Source organism: Nocardioides imazamoxiresistens, from assembly GCF_032378595.1.
Lineage (GTDB): Bacteria > Actinomycetota > Actinomycetes > Propionibacteriales > Nocardioidaceae > Nocardioides > Nocardioides imazamoxiresistens.
In genome coordinates, this window is record NZ_JAVYII010000003.1 from 26,764 (window position 1) to 47,723 (window position 20,960).

Here is a 20,960-nt window from a genome sequence, read left to right on the forward strand (position 1 = left end):
TCCACCGGCGCGCACAGGTGCAACCGCACGACGAACGGGGTAAGGATCGCCCCCATGAGCGAGCAGCCGCCCGACGCGACGCGTCCGCACCAGGCCATCCGTCCGGCGGGACCGCCCCAGCAGCCCCAGCAGCCCGGCCAGCCGGGGCGGCCGCAGCAGCCCGGCCCGCAGCAGCCCGGGCCGCCCGCGGGCGGGTACGGCGGCCCTCCCGGGGGTCGACCGCCCGGCCCGCCGCGAGGCGTACCCACCCCGGGCGGACCGAACAACCCGAACGGGCCCGGCCGTCCGCAGCAGCTCCACGCCCCCGCGCCGGCTCCCCGCGGCCAGGGGCGGCTGGCCTCGGGCGTGCTGATCGGCGCCATGGTCCTCGGCCTGTTCGGGGGCATCGGCGGCGCGGCGGGGTGGTCGGCGCTGGTGGACGACGACTCCATCTTCTCCTCGTCCTCCGGCGGCGAGGACGGCGACGGCGACACCCGGATCTCGGCCGACCAGCTCGACACGGAGAGCATCGACCCGCTCGACCTGGTCTCGGTCAACGACATCGCGAACACCGTGCTGCCCGCCGTGGTGCAGATCAACGTCCCGCTGGGCGGCGGCTACTCGCAGGGCTCCGGCTTCGTGGTCTCCGAGGACGGCGAGATCCTCACCAACCACCACGTCGTCGACGGCGCCTCGCGGGGCGCCGACATCGTCATCACGTTCTACGACGGCACGTTCGGCACGGCCGAGGTCGTCGGCAGCGACCCCCTGCTCGACGTGGCGCTCCTCGAGCTGACCGAGGTGCCAGACGACCTCGTGGTCGCCTCGCTCGGCTCCTCCGACGCCACCGAGGTGGGGCAGGCGGTGGTCGCGATCGGCGCGCCGTACGGCCTGCAGTCGACCGTCACGGCCGGCATCGTCAGCGCCCTCGACCGTCCCTTCGTGCTGGAGGGCGGCGGCCTGGAGACGGTCGCGTACCCCGCCATCCAGACCGACGCGGCGGTGAACTCGGGCAACTCGGGCGGGCCGCTGGTCAACCTGCGCGGCGAGGTCGTCGGCATCAACGGCGCCATCGAGCTCGCCCAGACCGAGCGGGGCTACGACGCCGGGTTCATCGGCATCAGCTACGCCATCCCGATCGACGAGGTCGGCCGCGTGACCGACCAGATCCGCGCGGGCGAGGACGTCGACCACGCCTCCCTCGGCGTGGGCGCGGAGACGGCGACGGTGGAGAACATCGTCGACGGCGCCGCGGCCATCGTGGAGCTCCGCGCGGGTGGGGCGGCCGACGAGGCCGGTCTGACCGAGGGTGACATGATCATCCAGGTCGGCGACGTGCACGTGAACAGTCGCGAGGCGCTGCTGACGGCCGTCCTCACCTTCGCGCCGGACGAGGAGGTGGAGGTGACCTACATCGACCGGCAGGGCAACGAGGAGACCATCGACGTGACGTTGGGCAGCGACCTGGATGACTGACGTACGCTCCCGCGCGGCCGCCGCGGTCGGCCTCGCGCTGGCCGCCGGCGTCGCCCTGACGGGCTGCTCCGACGACGGCGCCGACGACGCCTCGGGCCCGCGCAGCACCTCGACCGCCAGCAGCTTCCCGACCGTGGACGGCCAGGAGGTCCCCGACCCCTGCGAGGCCATCGACGTCGCCGAGCTGTCCGACCTGGTCGGCGTGCCCGACCTCCAGGCCGAGAGCGCGGGGGCGTCGGTCTACCGCGGCTGCTCCTACACCGACCCGGCCACGGACATCGTCGTGCTGTCGACGACGACGTACGTCTCGAACGCGGACTTCGAGCAGGTCTGGCAGGAGGCCGTGGGCTCGATCACCGCGGACACCACCGACCTCGCGGTCGCCGGCGCGGACGCCGCCCGGCTGATCACGGCCGCCGACGAGGAGACGCTCGCGCTCAGCGCGGTGGCCGCCGCGGGCGGCACCGTCGACATCGCGAACCTGCTGGTCCAGGCGCCCTACGACACCGACCAGCAGGTCGCCGCGCTCACGAGGCTGCTGGAGGCGATGGTCGCCCAGGCGACCTGAGCGCCGGCACGACCCGCGCCAGCTTCCAGCCGGCCTCGGCCCACTCCTCGTCGAGGTCCGAGCGCACGGTGATCCCGCCGCCGGTCCCGGCCGACCAGGTCGCGCCGTCGGCGCTGGTCAGGCTGCGGATCACGACGGCGAGGTCGGCGCCGTCACCGTCCAGCCAGCCGAACGCACCGGCGTACGGCCCCCGCGCGCTGGTCTCGGCCTCCGCGACGACCTCCATGGTGCGCAGCTTGGGCGCGCCGGTCATGGAGCCGGCGGGGAAGAGGGCGCGCACGGCGTCGACGACCCCGGTCCCGGCGCGCAGCCGGCCGCGCACGGACGAGACGAGCTGGTGCACGCCGGCGTACGTCTCGACCTCCATCAGCTCCGGCACCTCGACCGTGCCCGGGTCGCTGACCGAGCCGACGTCGTTGCGCAGCAGGTCGACGATCATCAGGTTCTCCGCCCGCACCTTCGTGTCGGCGCGCAGGGCCGCGACGCGCGCGGCGTCGTCAGCGGCGTCCGCGCCGCGCGGCGCCGTGCCCTTCATCGGCTTCGCCTCCAGCACGACGCCGCCTGCGTCGCGACGCAGGCGGGCGTACCGCTCCGGGGAGCTGCTCGCCAGCCACGCCCGCGAGCGCCGGCCGGGCACGTCGACGTCGTGGGCGAGGAAGCCCGCGTACGGCGCCGGGTTGGCCGCCCGCAGCCGGCGGTAGACCTCCGCGGGCGCTGCTCCCGTGCACTCGCGGTGGCGCAGCGTCAGGTTGACCTCGTAGGAGTCGCCGGCGTGCAGGGCCTCCTGCACGCGCTCGAAGCCGGAGCGGTACGCCGTCGGCGCGGCCGCCGCGAGCACGTCCGGCGTGTCGTGACCTGGTGCACCGGTGTCCGCCGTGCCGGAGCCTCCGGGGTGCCCGGGGTGCTCGACGCGCCGCACCCGGCTCGGGCGCAACCACACCGCCTCGGGCGGGTCGTCGGCGTCGAGCAGCGCGGGCAGGTCGCGGCGCGCGGCGTAGCCCAGGTAGCCGAACCACCGGGCCCGCGGCTGCTCGGCGACCTCGGCGGCGAGCACGGCGAAGGGGTCGTCGCCGACGACCGTGCGGCGCCAGCGCCCGGGGCGTCCCGTCCAGCGCACGACCTCGCCGGCCACGGCGTCGTAGGTCAGCGAGACGTCGTCCTCGTCGAGCCCGGCGACCCAGGAGGTGCGGCCCGACCACTCCCGGCCGGCGCCGCCGTCCAGCCACACGCAGCGGGGGTGCGCGGCGACCAGCGCGTCCAGGTCGACCTCGGCGGGGTCGCGGTCGGGGCGGGTCACGGCCGCACGCTACGTGGTCGACGGCGCGGGCCGGCGGGCGTGGCCCGACCGGTTGTGGACAGCGGGCCACGCGCGGCCCGCCGAGGCCCTAGATTCTGCTCCTGGCCCCCGCAACGGTGCGCGGCCGCGGAGGGGGGGTCGGATGCGCGTCACCAGCACGGTCGCCGCCGCTGCCGCCGGTGTCGTCGCGGCCGCCCTCCTGCTCGTCGTGCCCGTGGCGCCCGCCGTGGCGAGCGGGGCCTCGTCGCGCTGCTCGGACCCCGTCCTGCCGGAGCAGGTGCAGGCCGTCGAGGCCGACGCGGCGGAGCTGCCGGTCGTCGAGGAGGCGCTGACCGAGGCACTGACGTCGGTCGCGCCCGGCGCCGGCGAGGCCCAGGTCCGGGCCCGCGTCGAGGAGGCGGTCACCGACCCGAGCGTGTGGGTGGGGTCGTGCGGCGAGGTGGTGCACCTCGATCCGACGGCCGCCGACGGCGGCCACGACCACGACCACGGCCACACCGAGCACCACGCGGACACCGCCGAGGGGGCGGGCGTCGACGCGACGGGGCCGTACGCGGCGGCAGCGGCCGGCGCCGACCCGTTCGCCCTGTCCTCCCTGCCGGGCGCGGACCTCACCATCTACCTCGACTTCGTCGGCGGCACGGTGCGGGGCACGTACTGGAACGAGGTGTACGGCCGTTCCTCGATCACGTACCCGCCGTTCTCGCTCGACTCCTCCCCGGCGTTCTCCGCGGTCGAGCTCGACGCCGTCCGCGCGGTGTGGGCGTCGGCGGCCGAGGACTTCGCGCCGTACCAGGTCGACGTCACCACGGCGCCGCCCCCGCGGGAGCGCCTCGAGCGGCGCGACGCGCGCGACCGACAGTACGGCGTGCGGGTCGCGATCACCCAGGACATGCTCGTCGACCGTGACTGCGAGTGCGGCGGGATCGCCGTGCTGGACGCGTTCGGCACCGTGGGCGCCGAGAGCCGCTTCACCGGCCTGGCCTGGGCGTTCAGCTCGGGCGGACCGGTCAGCGGTCTCGGCGGCACGGTCTCCCACGAGGTCGGCCACACCTTCGGCCTGGGGCACGACGGGCGGGGCGGCGACGCGTACTACTTCGGCGACGACGGCTGGGGCCCGATCATGGGCGCGCCGTGGGTCGTGCCGATCAGCCAGTGGTCGTCCGGGGAGTACCCGGGGGCCACGAACCGCGAGGACGACGTGGCGATCATCGGCCGGTCGCTGCCCCGACGCGCCGATGAGAGCGAGGGCACCCGGCTGCTCGACCGGGTGCCCGCGTCCGGCGTGATCGGCACCCGCGCCGACACCGACACCTGGACGTTCCGCGGCAGCGGCGCCCCGGCGACCGTGGCGGCCTCGACCGGGACGCACCACCCCAACCTCGATGTCGCGCTGACCGTGCGCGACGCCGCCGGCACCGTGCGGGCGGTCGTCGACCCGCCGTCGCGGCCGACCTCGCGCAGCACCGCGCAGGGCATGGGCGCGTCGTGGACCGGCACGGTGCCGCTCGGCCAGCTCTGGTCGGTGACCGTCGACGGGGTCGGGAACGGCAACCCCCGCACGCTCGGCCGCTACTCCGACTACGGCTCGCTGGGCAGCTACACCCTGCTCGCCACGGGGGTCGGCGCCGACACCCCGCCGCGCGTCACGACCGACCCGAACCTGCCCGCGGCGCGCGTGGGCACGGCGTACTCCCTGCGGCTGGCGGCCAGCGGAGGCACGGGGACGTACGCCTGGCGCGCGGCCACCCCGCTGCCGTCCTGGTTGAGCCTGTCGGCCGACGGCACCCTGTCCGGCCGGCCGACGGTCCACGGGACGAGCAGCGTCACCGTCGCGGTGCGCAGCGGCGGCCGCGAGGTCACCCAGCAGCTGCGCGTCACCGTCGCGCCCACGCGGCCCAGCCTCGGCGCCCCGCGGCCGGCCGCGACCCTGCCGCGCGACCGCTGGCACCGCACGACGGTGCGCGTGACGGGCGGGATCCCGGCTTACGCCTGGACGGTCACCGGTCTGCCGACCGGGCTGCGGGCGGTCGTCGCGCCCGACGGACGTTCCGTGGACGTGCAGGGCCGGCCGACGCGGGCGGGCACCTGGCAGGTGCGCGTCCAGGTGCGCGACGGCTACCGCCAGGTCGTGCCGACGACGTGGACCGTCACGGTGCGCTGAGGAAGTTCCGCACCAGGGCCTCCCCGTGCTCGCTGAGCACGGACTCGGGGTGGAACTGCACGGCCTCCTGGGGCAGGTCGCGGTGGCGTACGCCCATCACCACGCGCTCCGCGGGGCCGTCCGGGTGGCCGCCGTCGCGGGCCTCGTCGTCCGCGCAGGTGGCCGTCACCTCCAGGCACGCGGGCAGGCGCACCACGCCGAGCGAGTGGTAGCGCACCGCCGCGAAGCCCTGCGGCAGGCCGGCGAGCACCCCGCGCCCGTCGTGCTCGACCCGCGCGACCTCGCCGTGGGCGGGGCGGCGACGGGTCACCTCCCCGCCGTGGACCGTCACGAGGCCCTGCAGCCCGAGGCAGACCCCCAGCACGGGACGGGTGCCCGTCGCGAGCACGGCCCGGCCGACCGCGAAGTCGGTCGGGGATCCGGGGTGGCCGGGGCCCGGCGACAGCACGACGTGCGAGTGGGACAGCACGTCGTCGGCGTCGACCTCGTCGTGCTGCACGACGCGGGGCAGGACGCCCGTCACCGCGGCGACCAGGTGCGCCAGGTTGTGCGTGTAGGAGTCGCGGTGGTCGACCAGCACGACGTCCGGCCGCGTGCCCACGCCCGTCCCCCGTCGGTCTCAGACCAGCAGGTCCCGCACGAGCCGGTGCAGCAGCGCGAAGCCGTTCTGCGTCAGGATCGACTCGGCGTGGAACTGGATGCCGCGGAAGTGCGGGCCCGCCACGAGGTGCACGTCGCCGGTGGCCGGGTCGGCCTCGACGTGGACGCCGTCGCCGAGCTCGGCCCGACCTCCGGGCCCGACGGCCTCGGTGGGCACGCGTCCGACGAAGGTGTTGTAGAAGCCGACGCGCTCGACGTGCCCGTCGATGCGTACCGGCGACTGCGTGCCCTGGAAGACGATGTCCTTGAAGTGCAGCGGCAGCCCCAGGTGGTGGCACAGCGCCTGGTGGCCGAGGCAGACGGCCAGGAAGGGTCGCTGCGCCGCCGAGAGCTCGGCGACCGCGGCCCGCAGGTTGGCCATCTTGGGGTCGTCGTCGTCGCGCGGGTCGCCCGGGCCGGGGCCCACGATCACGAGGTCGAAGCCGTCGAGCACGCCGGGGGCGTACTGCTCGTGGCGCACCACCTCGCTGCGCATGCCCAGCACGCCGAGGACGTGGCGCAGCATGTTGACGAAGTCGTCCTCGCCGTCGAGGACGACCACGCTGCGCCCGGCGAGGTCGGGATCGGGCTCCTCGCCGGCCTGGTCGGCGAGCCAGAAGGTCGAGAGGCGGCGGTTGCGGGCGTTGAGCGCGAGCAGCACGTCCTCGTCGGCGGTCAGCTCCTCGACGTCGACCGCCGTCGCCGGCGCGGCGGGCACGAGACCGAAGGCGCTGAGGATGCCGCTGGCCTTCGCGTGGGTCTCTGCGACCTCGTACGCGGGGTCGGAGTCGCGCACCAGGGTGGCGCCGGCCGTGACCGTGAGCCGGCCCTCGAGGTCGACGTCGGCGGTGCGGATCACGATCGGGCTGTCGAGGACGGGCGCACCGTGGGCGTCGCGGCCGAGGATCGCGAGCGCCGAGGCGTAGTAGCCGCGCCCGGCCGGCTCGTACTGCTTGATCAGGCGGCACGCGTTCTCGACCGGGCTGCCGGTGACGGTCGCGGCGTACATGGTGTCGCGCAGGACCTCGCGCACGTCGCGGTCGGTGCGTCCGGCCAGCAGGTACTCGGTGTGCACGAGGTGCGACATCGGCTTGAGGAACGGGCCGAGCACCTGGCCACCCTCGTGGCACAGGTCGCACATCATCTTCAGCTCCTCGTCGACGACCATGAAGAGCTCGTAGATCTCCTTCTCGTCCCTGAGGAAGTCGAGGAGGTCGCGCTTCAGGGCGCCGGCGTCCGCCTCCCGCGGCAGGCGGAAGGTGCCGGAGATCGGGTTCATCCGCACGTCGCCGCCGTGCACGCTGACGTGGCGCTCGGGGCTGGCGCCCACGAGGTAGCGGTCGCCGGTGAAGAACAGGAAGGTCCAGTACGCCCCGCGCTCGCGGGCCAGCAGGCGGCGGTAGACGGTCAGCGCCTTCTCGGCGCTCCAGTCGGCCACGACCGCGTGGTACTGCCGCCCGATCACCAGGTTGGCGCCCTCGCCCTGCCCGATCTCGTCGGAGATGATCTGCTTCACGATCTCGCCGTACGACTCGTCGTCGACGTCGAAGCCACCGCGGTCGGTGAACTCGACGTCCCCGGTCGGCAGCACGTCGAGCATCGCCTCGACCGAGAACTCGTGCTCCTCCTCGACGTCGACGACCACCAGCGGCGTCCCGTCGTCGTGGGCCTCGAACCCCCGCTCGGAGATCTGGCGGAACGGCACGGCGACGAGACGGTCGCACTGGCGGCCCGGCTCGGGCACGCCGGTCTCGAGCGGGATGTCGAGCAGCGACTCGGCCACCCAGCGGCGCCCGCCGACCAGGCCGACGGTGTCGCGGTCGCCCGACCTGGTCGAGCGGCGGATGATCGCCCACGCCTCGTGCCCCTGGAGCGCGGCGAGGGCGTCCTCGGCGTTCAGGGGGGCGGCGGGCTGCTCGGTCATGGCCCGGAGCCTACTTCTCGCGCGGCGCCGCCCCCGACCGGCCACCCGACGCCGACGGCCGCGGGGGATCCGGTTTCCGCGGCCCGGTCGCCGGGAACACCGCGTCCGTTAGAACGACGACTCAGCGAATCGGGCGTGACGATGACCGACGGGGACCGCGGAGCGGCGAGGGCGAGCCAGCTGGCGGGCTGGTGCACCGTCCTCGCGGTCGGCGCCGTCACGGCCGTGGCGTGCCTCCTGCGGGGTGGTCCGGTCGCGGTCTACCTGATCGGCGCCGGCGTGACCGCTGCCGCGGGCACCGCACTGGCTGTCCTCGGGCTGCGCGGCCGCCCCCGGGCCGCATCGGTCGGCGTGGTCGTGCTCGCCGCCGTGGCCTCGGTGGTCGTGCCGTGGCACCTCGCTCAGGCCGCCCGCACGGGCGACGCGCTGTGGAGCCTCGACACGGCCGGGCCCGCGCAGGACGTGCGGGTGCACTCCTCGGGTCTTCTCTTCGCCGACCAGGACGGTCTGCACGCGGTGGACCGCGCCGACGGTCGGGTCCTGTGGTCCGCCACGGGCCCGGCCCCGGTCGGCGGCTTCGACGTCGCCGCCGACGGTCACGTGCTGGTGCGGTTCGCCGGGACCGACGGTCTCCGGGAGGCCGTCTGGCTCTCGCCAGCCGGCGACGAGCTGTGGCGCCACGTCGCGGGCCCGACGGACGACGGGCCCGCGGCCGGCGGCCAGGTGGTGGTCGAGCACGAGGCGTACGCCCGCCCCGTGGCCGCTGCGGACGGCGTCCTGGTCGTCGTGGCGTGCGGGCCCGCCGCCCGCTCGTGCTCCTACGTGGGGATCGGCCCCGACGGTCGGCAGGTGTGGTCCCGCCCGGGGGCGCCGTGGTCGGGCGTCGGCTCCGGGGCCCCGTCGACGAACGCACCGGTCCACGTCGCCCGGGTCGGTCACCCGGCCCTGCCCCGGGTCGCGGTCGTCGCAGCGCCGGACTCGCCGTCGCCCGCCGAGCGGCCCGCCGGCACCCGCGTACCCGCCGAGATCGTCGACGCCGCGGACGGCGCGTCCGTCGCGGACCTCGAGATCCAGGACGTCGTCGCGGTCGTCGGCGACCTCGTCGTCCACGACGCCGGCCCGGCCACGACCGCGGGCCGTTGTCGACTCGACGCCGTCGACGCCGAGGGCGTCCTCACGTGGACGAGCGAGCCGCCCTGCCTCATCGAGGGGGTCACGGCCGGCGACCGGTACCTCCACGCGGACGGTCCGTCCGGCTCCGTCGTGGTCGACGCGACGACCGGTCGGTGGGCAGAGATCGCCGGCTCGGGCGGCGACGCCGTGCCGGGCGACGACGTGGTCCTGCGACGCGCGGGTGCGCACGTGGAGGGCCTCGACCCCGCGACCGGGCGGCAGCTGTGGCGCCGGCCCCTCTCCGACCCCGCCCACGTGCCGACTCTCACGTCCGGGCACGGCGCCGCCGTGCTGCTGTCGCCGGCGGGTCGCTCCAGCAACCCGTTCCTCGCCGCCGTGGAGGCGGCCCCGGGAGCAGCCGCGGTGCTCGTCCTGGAGGACCGCACCGGCGCCGTCACCGCCGGCCTCACCACGACGGAGACGATCTGGAGCACCACGCCCACCGGTCCGGGGCAGGCCGCCGTCGCCATGCTCGACCGGATCGTCCTCCTGGGCGACCAGGACACCTGACGCCCCGACCGGCCACCCACCGGTCACCCGTCGTTCCCCGACGCACCCGAACTGGACACCACCCGGTCGCTCGGCGTCCCTACGGTCCCCACGCCGCTTCCTGGAAAGCCCCCGGGATCTCCACGTCCGAAAGGTCCTCCCCGTGCCCCGTTCACCCCTGGCCCCCGTGCCCGCACGCCGTGCGGTCGCGCTGGGCGCGAGCCTGGCCGCGCTGGCCACCGGCCTCGCGCTCGCCCCGACCGGCGCGGTCGCCGCCGCCGCGCCGCCGGTCTTCGTCTCCGAGATCCTCGCCAACCCCGTGGGGCACGACGACTTCGAGTACTTCGAGATCACCAACCCGACCGGCGCACCCGTGTCGCTGGCGCAGGCGGGCATCACGTTCGCCTACACCTACGCCGACTCCACCGACACGACGCGCGACGTCCCGCTGACGGTCGAGTCCGACGTCACCGTGGCGCCGGGCGGCTCGGCGGTGCTGTGGCTCAGCTACCGCAACGCCGCCGGCACGCTCGACTCGTTCGCCCGCAGCGTCGAGGAGTTCCGCGCCGCGACCGGCGCGAGCGCCGACACCCAGGTGGTCCGCGTGACGGGCCAGGCCGGCATGGCCAACGGCGGCGACCGCGGCATCCGCGTGCTCGGCCCCGAGGGGATCCTGACCTGGTCGCACTACCCGGCCGGCTCGATGGCCGACGACCTCGGCGTCGACTTCGCCGTGCCCGCCGCCGTGGGCCAGCCGGCTCGCGTGCTCGCCACCACCTCGCCGATGACCCCCGGCACCGTCGCCCCCGAGGCGCTGCAGCCCGAAGGCCCCGGCGAGCCGGAGGAGCCGGGCGACCCGGGCGACCCCGAGGACGTCGCGGGCCTCGAGCCCGACCCGACGCTCAGCGGCGCCACCCTGCAGGTCACCGAGCTGCTCCCCAACTCGCGCAACGTCGGCAGCTCCGACGGGTTCGAGTTCGTCGAGGTCTACAACGCCGGCAGCGAGCCGGTCGACTTCGCCGACTACGCGCTGACGTACCTGTATCCGCAGGACTACACGACCAACACCAACGAGGCGCTGTGGCCCTCGACGCCCCGCGACGTGACCATCCCCGCCGGCGAGACGCTGGTGCTGTGGATCAAGAACGGTCCGAACGACGACCTGACGGACGCGGACTTCAACGCCGAGTTCGGCAGCGACCTCACGCTCGGCGAGGACCTGGTCGAGATCCGGTCCGCCGGCATGGCCAACGGTTCGCCGCGCGGCATCGACATCCGCACGAACACCGGCTTCAGCGTCAACCGGGCGTACTACAACATGGCCGGCGCGAGCGACGTCGCCGACAACCGCGGCATCCAGTACACGGCGTCGGCGGACGACCAGGGCCTGCAGACGATCGTCGCGGGCCGCGACCCGAGCCCCGGCCGCGTGCAGGTCGACCAGGTGCCCGGCGGCCTGATCGTGCCCCCGGCGGACGCCGAGGCCCCGCAGGTCGCCGACCGCACCGGCGCCGAGATCGACCCGGCCGCGGGGCTCGCGATCGACCTGGCCGTCACCGACGACGTGCAGGTGCGCACGGTGACCCTCGAGCTCCGCAACGACGTCGACGACGAGCCCGTGGCCGTCAACCTGGTGCGCGACCCGGCCGACCCGACGGCGTACCGCCACACGGTGCACCCGGCCGACGTCGCCGGGAAGTCCTGGTACGAGTACGTGGTCGTCGCCACCGACGGCACCCGGACGACCACCACCGAGGCGCGGCGCGTCGACGTGGCGGGCGCGAACGACGACCCGGTGCGGCTCAACGTGACCGACGGCGAGTTCGTCGGCGGCACGACGAGCATCTCCGCGGCCGGCGAGACGTTCCCGCCCGAGCTGGACCTCACCATCGACGAGCAGGTCGTCGAGACGCGGCCCTCGCTGGAGCGCTCCCCGCACTTCGTCTTCGAGTACTCCCAGACCGACTTCTACTTCCGCAACGGCGTGCGGATCGGCGACGAGATCCTCGCGATCTTCGACGAGGGTTCCTACGAGCGCACCGAGACGCTGTCCGTGCCGGTGCCGCTCGAGCACATCACGCAGGGCGAGCCGCTCTCGGTCGACGTGTGGGCCGGCACCAAGGCCGGTCCGTGGATCGACGAGGACGAGAACAACGACGACTTCGTCATCTCCGGCATGCGTCTCGTGCTGCCCGACGGCCGCACGCTGCGTCCCGCCGGCTACGACGACCCGACGCGGATCGTGCAGATGGGCGACAGCGCGGGCAAGAACGACTTCTTCGTCTCCGAGTTCACGCTGCCGGACGACGCGTACTCCGCCGTCGCCCACGACTGGGACACGACCGCCACCACCGACGGCGCCCACACGGTCGCCGCGACCGACGGCACCGACAGCGCGAGCGCCGAGGTGCTGGTCGACAACACGGCACCGACCGTCACGCCCAGCGTGGAGGAGGGACGCGTCTACCAGGGCGAGTTCGTCGTCGACGCGGAGATCACCGACGGCTCCGGCTCGGGTGTCGCGGACGTCGTGGCCCTGCTCGACGGCAAGCCCGTCGCGCTGGGCACGACCACCTCGTCGACGACCCTGGCCGCCGGCGACCATGTGCTGTCCGTGACGGCGACCGACGCGGTCGGCAACGTGACGACGTCGACGACCACTTTCGTCGTGCCCGAGGAGCAGCCGGGCGCCGACGGCCTCGCGCCCGCCGAGGGCGCCGAGGTCGAGGCCGGGTCCGCGATCCTGCAGGCCGAGGTCAGCGACCCGACCGGCGACGCGCTCGACGTGTCCTTCCGCGAGGGCTACCGCATGCAGCTGGGCGACGACGCCGTCGTCGCCGGCTCCGGCACGACCACCGACGCCGGGGCGCTGGAGCGTACGCCCGAGGCCGCGCGCTCGGCGGCCGAGCTGCCCACCACGGCCGGCCTCGCCCCGGTCGCCTCCACCGACGAGCTGCCCTACTACACGTTCGACGTGACCGTGCCGGCCGACGCCGGCGCCGACGCCTCGGTGCGGCTGACCTGGGACGGCACGGCGGACGCCGACGCGCAGGTGATCCTGTACGCGCTGGCGGCCGACGGCTCGTCGTGGATCGAGGTCGCCCGCCACCTGACCACGACCGACGGCGAGGAGTTCGCGCTGACGGGCACGGTCGGGGTCGCCGACGCCGTGCGCGACGGCGTCGTGTCGGTGCTCGTGCAGCACTCGGAGGGGTACGCCTCGCCCGACCTGTCCACCCGCGACACCGCGGTGACCCCGCGCCACGCGGACGACACGCCCCGCTCGGAGTACGACTTCAGCTTCGCCTGGGAGTCGGACACGCAGTACTACAACGAGGAGTTCACGCAGCACCAGTCGGCCATCCACGACTACGTGCTGGACCAGCGCGAGGAGCAGAACATCGGCTACCTCTTCCACACCGGCGACATCGTGGACGACTGGGACCAGCCCTACCAGTGGCAGAACGCCTCGCCCCAGTACCAGCGCCTCGACGACGCGGGCTTCCCCTACGGCGTGCTCGCCGGCAACCACGACGTCGGGAACCGGCCGGCCGACTACTCGGTCTACTCGCAGCACTTCGGCGAGGCCCGCTTCGCCGGCAACCCCTGGTACGGCGGCAGTTATAAGGACAACCGCGGCCACTACGACCTGGTCTCGGCCGGCGGCATCGACTTCCTCATGCTCTACATGGGCTGGGACCCGGGCGACGAGGAGATCGCCTGGATGAACGAGGTGCTGGCGGCCCATCCCGAGCGGGTCGCGGTCGTGAGCCTGCACGAGTTCCTGCTCACCACCGGCGGTCTCGGCCCGATCCCGCAGCGGATCATGGACGAGGTCGTGGCGACCAACCCCAACGTCGAGATGGTGCTCTCGGGCCACTACCACGACGCGTACACCCGGATCGACGCGTTCGACGACGACGGCGACGGGGTTCCGGACCGCGACGTCCACTCGATGCTGTTCGACTACCAGGGCCTGCCCGAGGGCGGCCAGGGCTTCCTGCGGCTCATGCAGTTCGACAACGAGGGCGAGCAGATGCGCGTGCGCACCTTCTCGCCGTCGCTCGACCGCTACAACTCCGAGGAGCCCTCGCTGCTCGGCCCGGCCGACGACCCCTGGTACTACCAGGACTTCGAGCTCGACTACGCCGACCTCGGCATCGCCCCGAGCGACAAGTCGCTCACCACGACGGGCTTCACCGCCGACGTGCTGACGACCCGCGAGATCGGCGCGGTCACCGACGTCCCGAGCGGCGGCGTGGCCGCGGTGCCGTGGGACCTCGAGACGCCCGGCGTCTACAGCTGGTACGCCGTGGTGTCGGACCCGCACGGCGGCGTCGAGACCACCGCCGTCCGCTCGTTCCGCCTCGTCGCGGCGCCGGTCGACCCGACGGACCCGACGGACCCGGGTGACGGGGACGACGGCTCGGACGGCGGCTCGGACGGTGGCTCCGGCGGCGCGCCCGGCCCCGGCGGTGACGTCGGCGGCCACGCGCCCGGTGGCCCGGGTGGCTCGGGCTCCGGCCCGGGTGCCGGCGCGGGTGGCGGCACGGGCCCGGGCTCCGGCGGCTGGGTGGGTGACTCCCGGCCCGGCAGCGGCAAGGTCGTCGGACGCGGCCCGCTCCCGGACACGGGCTCGACGGTCTCGCCGGCGCTCCTGGCCGGCGCGCTGGGCCTGCTCGGCGCCGGCACCGCCCTGCTCCTGGCGGCCCGGCGCCGCCGGGCCGACTGAGTCCGGCCGAACCAGGCACAGACAGCGCGGCGCGAGGCCCGGTCCCCGGTGGGGGCCGGGCCTCGTGGCGTCGGGAGACGGACGTCGCCGCGCCGCGCACCGAGCTGCACTGGAGAGAACGGCCCCGCCGCCGGACCGCGCGCCGGGCCGCTCGCCGGACCGCTCGCCGAGCCGGCTCAGCCCCGCGCCTCCCGCGCCCAGGCGGCGAGCGTCGCGACGAAGAGCTCGCGGTCGTGGTCCCAGTTGTGCCGCTCGAGCACGTACGCATGACCGCGCTCGGCCGCCGCGCGGGCCCGGGCCCGGTCGTCGGCCAGCGCGAGCACCGCGTCGACCGGCGCGGTGCCGAAGGGCACGACCACGCCGCCGCCGGAGGCCGCCAGGAACGCCTCCACCTCGGGCAGCGGGGTGGCGACGACGGGGACGCCGTGCGCGAGGTACTCCATGTTCTTCGTCGGCAGCGACACCCGGTGGTTCAGCTCGTCGTGCAGCAGGGCCAGGCCGGCGACCGCGCCGTGCAGCAGCGGCAGCGCTCGGTCGTTGGGCACGAACCCGTGCCAGACCAGGCGTCCCGCGTCGTGCTCGGCCTGCAGCGTGGCGCCGACCTCGCCGTGGGCCGTGCCGATCACCTCGACGCGCACGTCCGGGCGGTCCGCGAGCGCGCGGGCCAGCTCGACGATCTCGCCGGCGCCGCGGTCGCGGGTCAGGGTGCCGAGGTAGACGACCCGCGCGGGCCCGTCCGCGTCCGGCCCGGGCACGGTCGCCGGCACGGCGGTGGAGTTCGGCACCACGGGGTGGTCGCGACGGAACAGGTCGCGGTAGCCGTGCTCGGCCAGCAGCACGTGGTGGCGCCGCTCGGCGCGGCGCAGCAGCCGGGTGAGGAAGCCGGCGAGGGGGGTGCGCAGCCAGGCCGGGATCCACGACCGGATCCGCACGGTGGCCGGCACGTTCTCGTGCACGTCCCAGACCACGGGCGTACGCCCCGCGGCCCCGGCGACCAGCAGCAGCTCGGGGTCGTGCAGCAGCACGAGGTCGTGCTCGGGGGCCAGGGCGCGGATCTTGCGGCGCGCGTCGAGCAGCGCGCCGACGCGGCGGCGGCCGTAGGAGCGCCGCACGTCGACCGAGGTGACGCCGTCGCGCGGCGCGAGGCCGAACCCCGAGAACGGCGCGAGGAAGGTGACCTCGAAGCCGGCGTCGAGCAGGGCGCCCATCTCGCGGTGCGCGATCCGCGCGTCGCCGGGGTGGTGCACCACGGTCACGACGAGGACCGAGAGCCCGGCGCCGGGGCGGGCGGGATCGACAGGACGGGCGTCGTCGGGGCGGGGGTCGGCGGGTGCGGGAGCCATCGCGGCGATGCTAGACGCCGGGCCCGGGGTTGACGCCGCGGCGCCCGGGGTACGACGCACCGCCATGAGCAACCCGCTGCCGCCGCCCCCGCCGCCCGGTGGACGGGGCGTGCCCCCGGGCGTGCCGCAGCCCGGTGCGCCGTACCACCCCGCGCCGCGCAGCAACCGCGGCCTGCTCGTCGGCATCGTCGTCGGCCTGGTCGTGCTGCTCCTGGCGGGCGGCACGTGGGGGCTGGTGGCCGCGTTCTCCGACGACGGCCCGCAGGACGTGCGCAGCACGGCCGAGCAGGCCGTCGAGGCCGCGCAGGCGCTCGACGTCGACGCCGGGGCGCGGCTGATGTGCACCGCGCCGACGAGCGAGGAGCGCGACGACCTCGAGGACGCGATCGAGGAGGCCCAGGAGGTCGCCGGCACCGACGACCCCGAGGTCGCCTACGAGATCACCGAGGTGACCGAGGACGCCGACGGCGGCGGCACGGCGACCGTCGAGGCCCTCGGTGACCAGGCGGAGCTCGAGGGCGCGGCCCTCACCGTGCGCCTCGTCGTGGTCGACGACGGCGACCGGCACTGCATCGACGAGATCGAGGTGCTCGCCGCCGACGTCCCGCAGCCGTGAGCCCGGCCGGTCTGCTGCGCTGGCTCGGCGCGGCCGTGGCCTGCGCCGGGCCCGTCGCGGCGGTCGCGCTGGGCGTGGGCGTCTCGTGGCGCGCGCTGACGGCGCTGCTGCGGGCGTACCCGCCCGGCGGCGTCGCCGCCCTCCTGGTGCTCCTCGCCCCGCTCCTGCTGGCCGGCTGCGCGCTCGCGGCGGGGCGCTCGCGGGCCGCGGCGTGGGCGTACGCGGTCGTCGTGGGGCTGACGGTGCCGGCGGGCGTCCTGCTGGTCGCGCGCTACGGCCACCTGCTGGGCGCGGCCGGGCTGGCCGGCCTGGCCGTCGCCGGCGCCGTGCTGGTCATCGCCGGCGCGGCCAGCGCCGCGAGCTCCGCCCAGGCGGCGACCCGCGTCAGCCCACGCAGCTGAGCAGCTGCGTGGCCCGGGTGAGCACCACGTAGAGCGTCGCGCGGCCCGTCAGCGACTCGTCCTCGATCTCCTGCGGGCGCACCACCACGATGCCGTCGAACTCGAGGCCCTTGGTGTCGAGGCCGGTCAGCACGACCACGCGGTCGGTGCCGCTCGGCGGCTGCGTCGAGTCGACGGAGGCCGCGGCGGACGGGGCGTCGCCCGCCCGCTCCTCCCAGCGCGCCAGCCACGAGTTCACCTCGGAGCGGCGCGCCGCGGGCACGACGATGCCGACGGTGCCGCCGACCGAGGCCGCGATCCGGTCGACCTCGGCGCGCACGGTCTGCTCGAGCGCGTCGTCGGGGACCCCGTCGACCTCCACCGGCGCCGTGCCGGTGCGGCGCACCGCGTCGGGCAGGTCGGCGTCGAGCCCGACCCGCTCGGCGTAGGCGGCGGCGTACGCGTAGATCTCGGCCGAGTTGCGGTAGTTCGTCGAGAGGTGGAAGGAGTGGACCGTCTTCTTCTCCAGCGCGGCGGCGCGCGCGGCGTCGGCCTCGGCCGGCACCGGCCACGACGACTGGGCCGGGTCGCCCACGATCGTCCACGACGCGGTGCGGCCGCGGCGCCCGACCATCCGCCACTGCATCGGCGTGAGGTCCTGCGCCTCGTCGACGAGCACGTGGGCGTACGGGTCGTCCTCGATCCGGTGCGTCGGGGGCGCCCAGGAGCGCCCGCGCGGCGCGTACTCCCGGTCGGAGGCCGTCGTCAGCTCGTGGATGTCGACACCGCCCTGGTCGACGCCGAGCACGTCGTCGAGCTGCGTGTCCGACTCCGTCGCGGCCGGCACGTCGCCCAGGGCGTAGCGCAGCTCGTCGACCAGCGGGACGTCCGCGATCGACAGGCCCGCACCGGTGCGCGGGTCGACCGGCCCGTTGCCCCACGACTTCAGCAGCAGCCGCTGCTCCTCCGCGTCGAGCAGGCCGTTGGCGATCCGACCGAGCAGGTCGGGGTCGCGCAGCCACTCGAAGACCTCGATCGCGGCCAGCGGCGGCCACCAGGCCGCGGCGAAGTCGACGAACGCGCTGGTCGAGAGCAGGTCGTCGTCGAAGTAGTCGCGTCCCAGGTCGCGTCCGCGCTCGGAGCGCACCTGGCGCCACAGCACGTCGAGCAGCGCCCGCGGCACCCGCGAGAGCTGCCGGTTGCGCAGGCCCTGGCTCATCAGCTGGCGGCGCACCTTGCCGAGCGAGCCGGCGTCGAGGGTCAGGCGGTTGTCGCGCCAGAACAGCGAGAACTCGTTCGGCGAGCCCGGGGCTTGCTGGCGGGCGAGGCGACGCACGACCTCCGCCATCCGCTCCGAGCCCTTGATGTCCGCGACCGCGGGCTCGTCGTGGCGCGAGGCACGGACCCCGTCGACGACCTCGCCGAGGGAGCGCAGCGCCACCGCGGTCTCGCCGAGGCTGGGCAGCACGCGCTCGATGTAGCGCATGAAGACGCCGCTGGGACCGATCACGAGCACACCGCCGGACTCGAAGCGCCGCCGGTCGTTGTAGAGCAGGTACGCCGCCCGGTGCAGCGCCACGACCGTCTTGCCGGTGCCGGGGCCGCCGGAGATCGTGACCACGCCCTTCGCGGGCGCGCGGATGGCCTCGTCCTGCTCCGCCTGGATCGTCGCGACGATGGAGTGCATGGAGCGGTCGCGGGCGCGGGAGAGCTGCGCCATCAGCGCGCCCTCGCCGACGATCGGCAGCTCCCGGCCGCTCTCCTCCTCGGCCGCCTGGGCCTCGGCGTCGAGCAGCTCGTCCTCGACCCCGAGGACGGTACGCCCGGTGCTGCGCAGCACCCGGCGGCGCACGACGCCCTGCGGGGTCGCGGCCGTGGCCTGGTAGAACACCGCCGCCGCGGGGGCGCGCCAGTCGACGAGCAGCATGTCGTGGTTCTCGTCGCGCAGGCCGATCCGGCCGATGTAGCGCGGCTGGGGGTCGCGGTCGCTGGTGAGGTCGAGGCGCCCGAACACGAGACCCTCGTGGGCCGCGTCGAGCTGCGCGATCCGCTTGGCGGCCTGGAAGACCATCGCGTCGCGCTCGACGAGGCCGCCCTCGTGGCCCAGCTTGCCGCGGTTGTACCCCTCGGTCGCGAGGCGCTGCGCCCGCTGCGTGGAGACGACCAGCTGGTCGCTCACGCGGTCGACGAACGCCTGCTCCCCCGCCACCTCGCGGGCCTCGACGTCGGCGTCGGGTCGGCCGACGGTCTGGTCGGGCGCCCCCTGGTCCCCTGCCTGGTCAGCTGCCTGGTCCTGCGTCACTTCTCGAATGCCTCCGTGCGGCTCGGATCTCCCCCTGTGCCCGCGGTTCGGCGTCCCGCGGGAGCAAGCAGGAAAGCGTACCCCCGCGCGGCGCCGGGAGCCCACGCCACGACGCGCGACGCGGGTCACCCCGGTCGTCCACGGACGGGCGGGTGCGCCGCGGGGCCCGGGCAGCAACAATGTGCGGCGTGAAGCGCGAGATGGGGTGTCACCTGGAGATCGAGGTGGTCGACGGGTGCGAGCTGGAGCTCCAGGTCGCGGTCAGCGGCGCGTACGACTCCGACCAGCTGCGCGAGGACCTGCGCTGCACGCTGGACGGGCGGCCCGTCGAGGTGCGCGAGGTGCGCGACCCCGGCGGCGGCCGCATCCACGTCCTCGACCCGACGCCCGGGCGCCTGGTGGTCGACTACGCCGCCACGGTGCAGGGGCGGGCGCGTCCCTCCCGCGGCAGCGAGTGGGAGCGCTCGCTCTACCTGCGGCCCAGCCGCTACGCGGAGGCCGACACGTTCTTCGGCTTCGCGGCCACCGAGTTCGCCGCGGTGCTCGAGGAGCACGGCGACGCGCCGGCGCAGCTGCTGCCGCGCGTGGCCGCGTGGGTGGGGGCGCGCCTGGACTACGTGCCCGGCACCAGCAAGCCGACCGACGGCGCCTCCGACACCCTGCTCGCCGGCGCGGGCGTGTGCCGCGACTACTCCCACCTGACCGTGGCCCTGCTGCGCGCGCTCGGGGTGCCCGCCCGGTTCGCGGCCGTCTACGCCCCCGGCTGCGACCCGATGGACTTCCACGCCGTGGCCGAGGCGCTGGTCGGGGACCGGTGGTACGTCGCCGACGCCACCTGCCTCGCGCCCCGCTCGTCCCTGGTGCGGATCGCGACCGGCCGCGACGCCGCCGACGCCGCGTTCTGCGACAACCACGGCGGGCAGATCGAGCTGCTGGTCTCGCAGGTGCACGCCATCGTGGACGGGCCCCTGCCCGGCGACGACCTCGACGAGCTGGTCGCGATCACCTGAGGGGCCGGCTCGACCTCCCGCTCGACGGCCCCGGCGGCGGCGTCAGCGGCGGCGGGAGAAGAACGCCGTCATCGCCTCGCGGGCGGCGTCGGAGGCGAAGAGCCGGGCGCTGAGGGCGACCAGCCGCTCACCCTCCGCGTCGATCCGGGCGAGCAGGTCGCGGTTGAGCAGCGCCTTGGTCTCCGCGAGGCCCTGCGGCGCCCCGGTGGCCAGCGACCCGACGACCCCGTCGAGCGCGGCGTCCAGCTCGTCGGGGGCGACGACGGTGGTGACGAGGCCGTACGCCGCCGCCGTGGCGCCGTCGAAGACCTCGCCGCCCAGCGCCGTCAGCGCCGCCGCCCGGTCGGTCAGGCGCGGCAGGACGGTCAGCGAGATGACCGCGGGCGTCACGCCCAGCTTCACCTCGGTCAGCGCGAACGTCGCCTCCGTGCTCGCGACGACCACGTCGGCCGCCGCCACGATGCCCGTGCCCCCGGCGCGCACCGGCCCGCCGAGGACGACCACGACCGGCTTGCGGTGGGCCACGATGCGGCGCTGCAGCTCGACGACGGCCCGCGCGCCCTCCTCGAGCGGCGCCGTCGCCGCCTCGGACAGGTCGGCCCCCGAGCAGAACACCCGGTGCGCCGAGCGGATCACGACCACCTTGACCTCGGGGTCCTCGTCCGTGGCCGCGAGGTGGTCGAGCAGCTCGGTGACGAGCCGGCGCGAGAGCGCGTTGCGGTTGTGCGGCGAGTCGAGCACCACGGTCGCGAGGCGGCCGAGCCCCTCGCCGAGGTCCGTGAGCTCGAGGCGTACCAGCTGGTCGTCCTGGCCGGCGTGCCGTCCGTCCTCGTTCTGCGTCATGGGGGCATGGTGCCCGCTCGGCGCC

General features: G+C 75.3%; 14 protein-coding genes. 8 read left to right on the forward strand and 6 right to left on the reverse strand.

Annotated elements, in window-relative coordinates:
- Positions 1–54 precede the first annotated feature (54 nt).
- Positions 55–1,455: a S1C family serine protease gene (locus RDV89_RS07075; RefSeq protein WP_315732257.1), complete on the forward strand. Its 1,401-nt coding sequence runs from the start codon at positions 55–57 to the stop codon at positions 1,453–1,455.
- A complete protein-coding gene (locus tag RDV89_RS07080) occupies positions 1,448–2,023 on the forward strand; it encodes a DUF3558 family protein (RefSeq protein WP_315732258.1) in 576 nt (191 codons plus the stop codon). The genes RDV89_RS07075 and RDV89_RS07080 overlap by 8 nt, the downstream gene beginning before the upstream one ends.
- Here RDV89_RS07080 and RDV89_RS07085 read toward each other — a convergent pair.
- The gene (locus RDV89_RS07085; RefSeq protein WP_315732259.1) at positions 1,983–3,320 is read right to left on the reverse strand and encodes an anthranilate synthase component I family protein; all 1,338 of its coding nucleotides are present in this window, start codon (positions 3,318–3,320) and stop codon (positions 1,983–1,985) included. The genes RDV89_RS07080 and RDV89_RS07085 overlap by 41 nt on opposite strands.
- A gap of 142 nt (positions 3,321–3,462) precedes the next feature.
- Here RDV89_RS07085 and RDV89_RS07090 point away from each other — a divergent pair, with 142 nt between their 5' ends.
- On the forward strand, positions 3,463–5,484 hold the full coding sequence (locus RDV89_RS07090; RefSeq protein WP_315732260.1) for a putative Ig domain-containing protein: 2,022 nt from the start codon (positions 3,463–3,465) through the stop codon (positions 5,482–5,484).
- Here the strand turns inward: RDV89_RS07090 and RDV89_RS07095 are convergent.
- Together RDV89_RS07095 and RDV89_RS07100 are read right to left on the reverse strand one after the other, a co-directional pair.
- Positions 5,471–6,085: an anthranilate synthase component II gene (locus tag RDV89_RS07095; RefSeq protein WP_315732261.1), complete on the reverse strand. Its 615-nt coding sequence runs from the start codon at positions 6,083–6,085 to the stop codon at positions 5,471–5,473. The two genes, RDV89_RS07090 and RDV89_RS07095, sit on opposite strands and share 14 nt — an antisense overlap.
- 18 nt (positions 6,086–6,103) lie before the next feature.
- The gene (locus tag RDV89_RS07100; protein ID WP_315732262.1) at positions 6,104–8,047 is read right to left on the reverse strand and encodes an anthranilate synthase family protein; all 1,944 of its coding nucleotides are present in this window, start codon (positions 8,045–8,047) and stop codon (positions 6,104–6,106) included.
- A 141-nt stretch (positions 8,048–8,188) separates the two neighbouring features.
- On the opposite strand from RDV89_RS07100, the gene RDV89_RS07105 reads away from it, so the two are divergent.
- Together RDV89_RS07105 and RDV89_RS07110 are read left to right on the forward strand one after the other, a co-directional pair.
- Positions 8,189–9,730, forward strand: a complete 1,542-nt coding sequence (locus RDV89_RS07105; protein ID WP_315732704.1) for an outer membrane protein assembly factor BamB family protein — start codon at positions 8,189–8,191, stop codon at positions 9,728–9,730.
- 142 nt (positions 9,731–9,872) lie between these two features.
- Positions 9,873–14,441, forward strand: coding sequence for a lamin tail domain-containing protein (locus RDV89_RS07110; protein ID WP_315732263.1), 4,569 nt, complete (start codon positions 9,873–9,875; stop codon positions 14,439–14,441).
- Between the two features lie 176 nt (positions 14,442–14,617).
- Here RDV89_RS07110 and RDV89_RS07115 read toward each other — a convergent pair whose 3' ends face one another.
- Complete coding sequence (locus RDV89_RS07115; protein WP_315732264.1) at positions 14,618–15,784, reverse strand: glycosyltransferase family protein; 1,167 nt, start codon at positions 15,782–15,784, stop codon at positions 14,618–14,620.
- Positions 15,785–15,848: 64 nt separating this feature from the next.
- On the opposite strand from RDV89_RS07115, the gene RDV89_RS07120 reads away from it, so the two are divergent.
- Positions 15,849–16,400, forward strand: coding sequence for a hypothetical protein (locus RDV89_RS07120; RefSeq protein ID WP_315732265.1), 552 nt, complete (start codon positions 15,849–15,851; stop codon positions 16,398–16,400).
- Positions 16,397–16,801 (forward strand): hypothetical protein, encoded by a 405-nt coding sequence (locus tag RDV89_RS07125; RefSeq protein ID WP_315732266.1) that lies wholly within the window; start codon positions 16,397–16,399, stop codon positions 16,799–16,801. Before RDV89_RS07120 ends, RDV89_RS07125 begins: the two co-directional genes overlap by 4 nt.
- On the opposite strand, the gene RDV89_RS07130 is transcribed toward RDV89_RS07125, so the two are convergent.
- Complete coding sequence (locus tag RDV89_RS07130) at positions 16,785–19,082, reverse strand: HelD family protein (RefSeq protein ID WP_315732267.1); 2,298 nt, start codon at positions 19,080–19,082, stop codon at positions 16,785–16,787. The two genes, RDV89_RS07125 and RDV89_RS07130, sit on opposite strands and share 17 nt — an antisense overlap.
- 188 nt (positions 19,083–19,270) lie before the next feature.
- On the opposite strand from RDV89_RS07130, the gene RDV89_RS07135 reads away from it, so the two are divergent.
- Positions 19,271–20,092: a transglutaminase-like domain-containing protein gene (locus RDV89_RS07135; RefSeq protein WP_315732268.1), complete on the forward strand. Its 822-nt coding sequence runs from the start codon at positions 19,271–19,273 to the stop codon at positions 20,090–20,092.
- A 42-nt stretch (positions 20,093–20,134) separates the two neighbouring features.
- Here RDV89_RS07135 and RDV89_RS07140 read toward each other — a convergent pair whose 3' ends face one another.
- Entirely contained in the window at positions 20,135–20,935 is an 801-nt protein-coding gene (locus tag RDV89_RS07140; RefSeq protein ID WP_315732269.1) for an enoyl-CoA hydratase-related protein, read from the reverse strand.
- Positions 20,936–20,960 lie beyond the last annotated feature (25 nt).

Coding starts and splice junctions, on each gene's coding strand:
- RDV89_RS07075 (WP_315732257.1), top strand. CDS start 55: ATGAGCGAGCAGCCGCCCGACGCGACGCGTCCGCACCAGGCCATCCGT.
- RDV89_RS07080 (WP_315732258.1), top strand. CDS start 1,448: ATGACTGACGTACGCTCCCGCGCGGCCGCCGCGGTCGGCCTCGCGCTG.
- RDV89_RS07090 (WP_315732260.1), top strand. CDS start 3,463: ATGCGCGTCACCAGCACGGTCGCCGCCGCTGCCGCCGGTGTCGTCGCG.
- RDV89_RS07100 (WP_315732262.1), bottom strand. CDS start 8,047: ATGACCGAGCAGCCCGCCGCCCCCCTGAACGCCGAGGACGCCCTCGCC.
- RDV89_RS07105 (WP_315732704.1), top strand. CDS start 8,189: ATGACCGACGGGGACCGCGGAGCGGCGAGGGCGAGCCAGCTGGCGGGC.
- RDV89_RS07115 (WP_315732264.1), bottom strand. CDS start 15,784: ATGGCTCCCGCACCCGCCGACCCCCGCCCCGACGACGCCCGTCCTGTC.
- RDV89_RS07120 (WP_315732265.1), top strand. CDS start 15,849: ATGAGCAACCCGCTGCCGCCGCCCCCGCCGCCCGGTGGACGGGGCGTG.
- RDV89_RS07140 (WP_315732269.1), bottom strand. CDS start 20,935: ATGACGCAGAACGAGGACGGACGGCACGCCGGCCAGGACGACCAGCTG.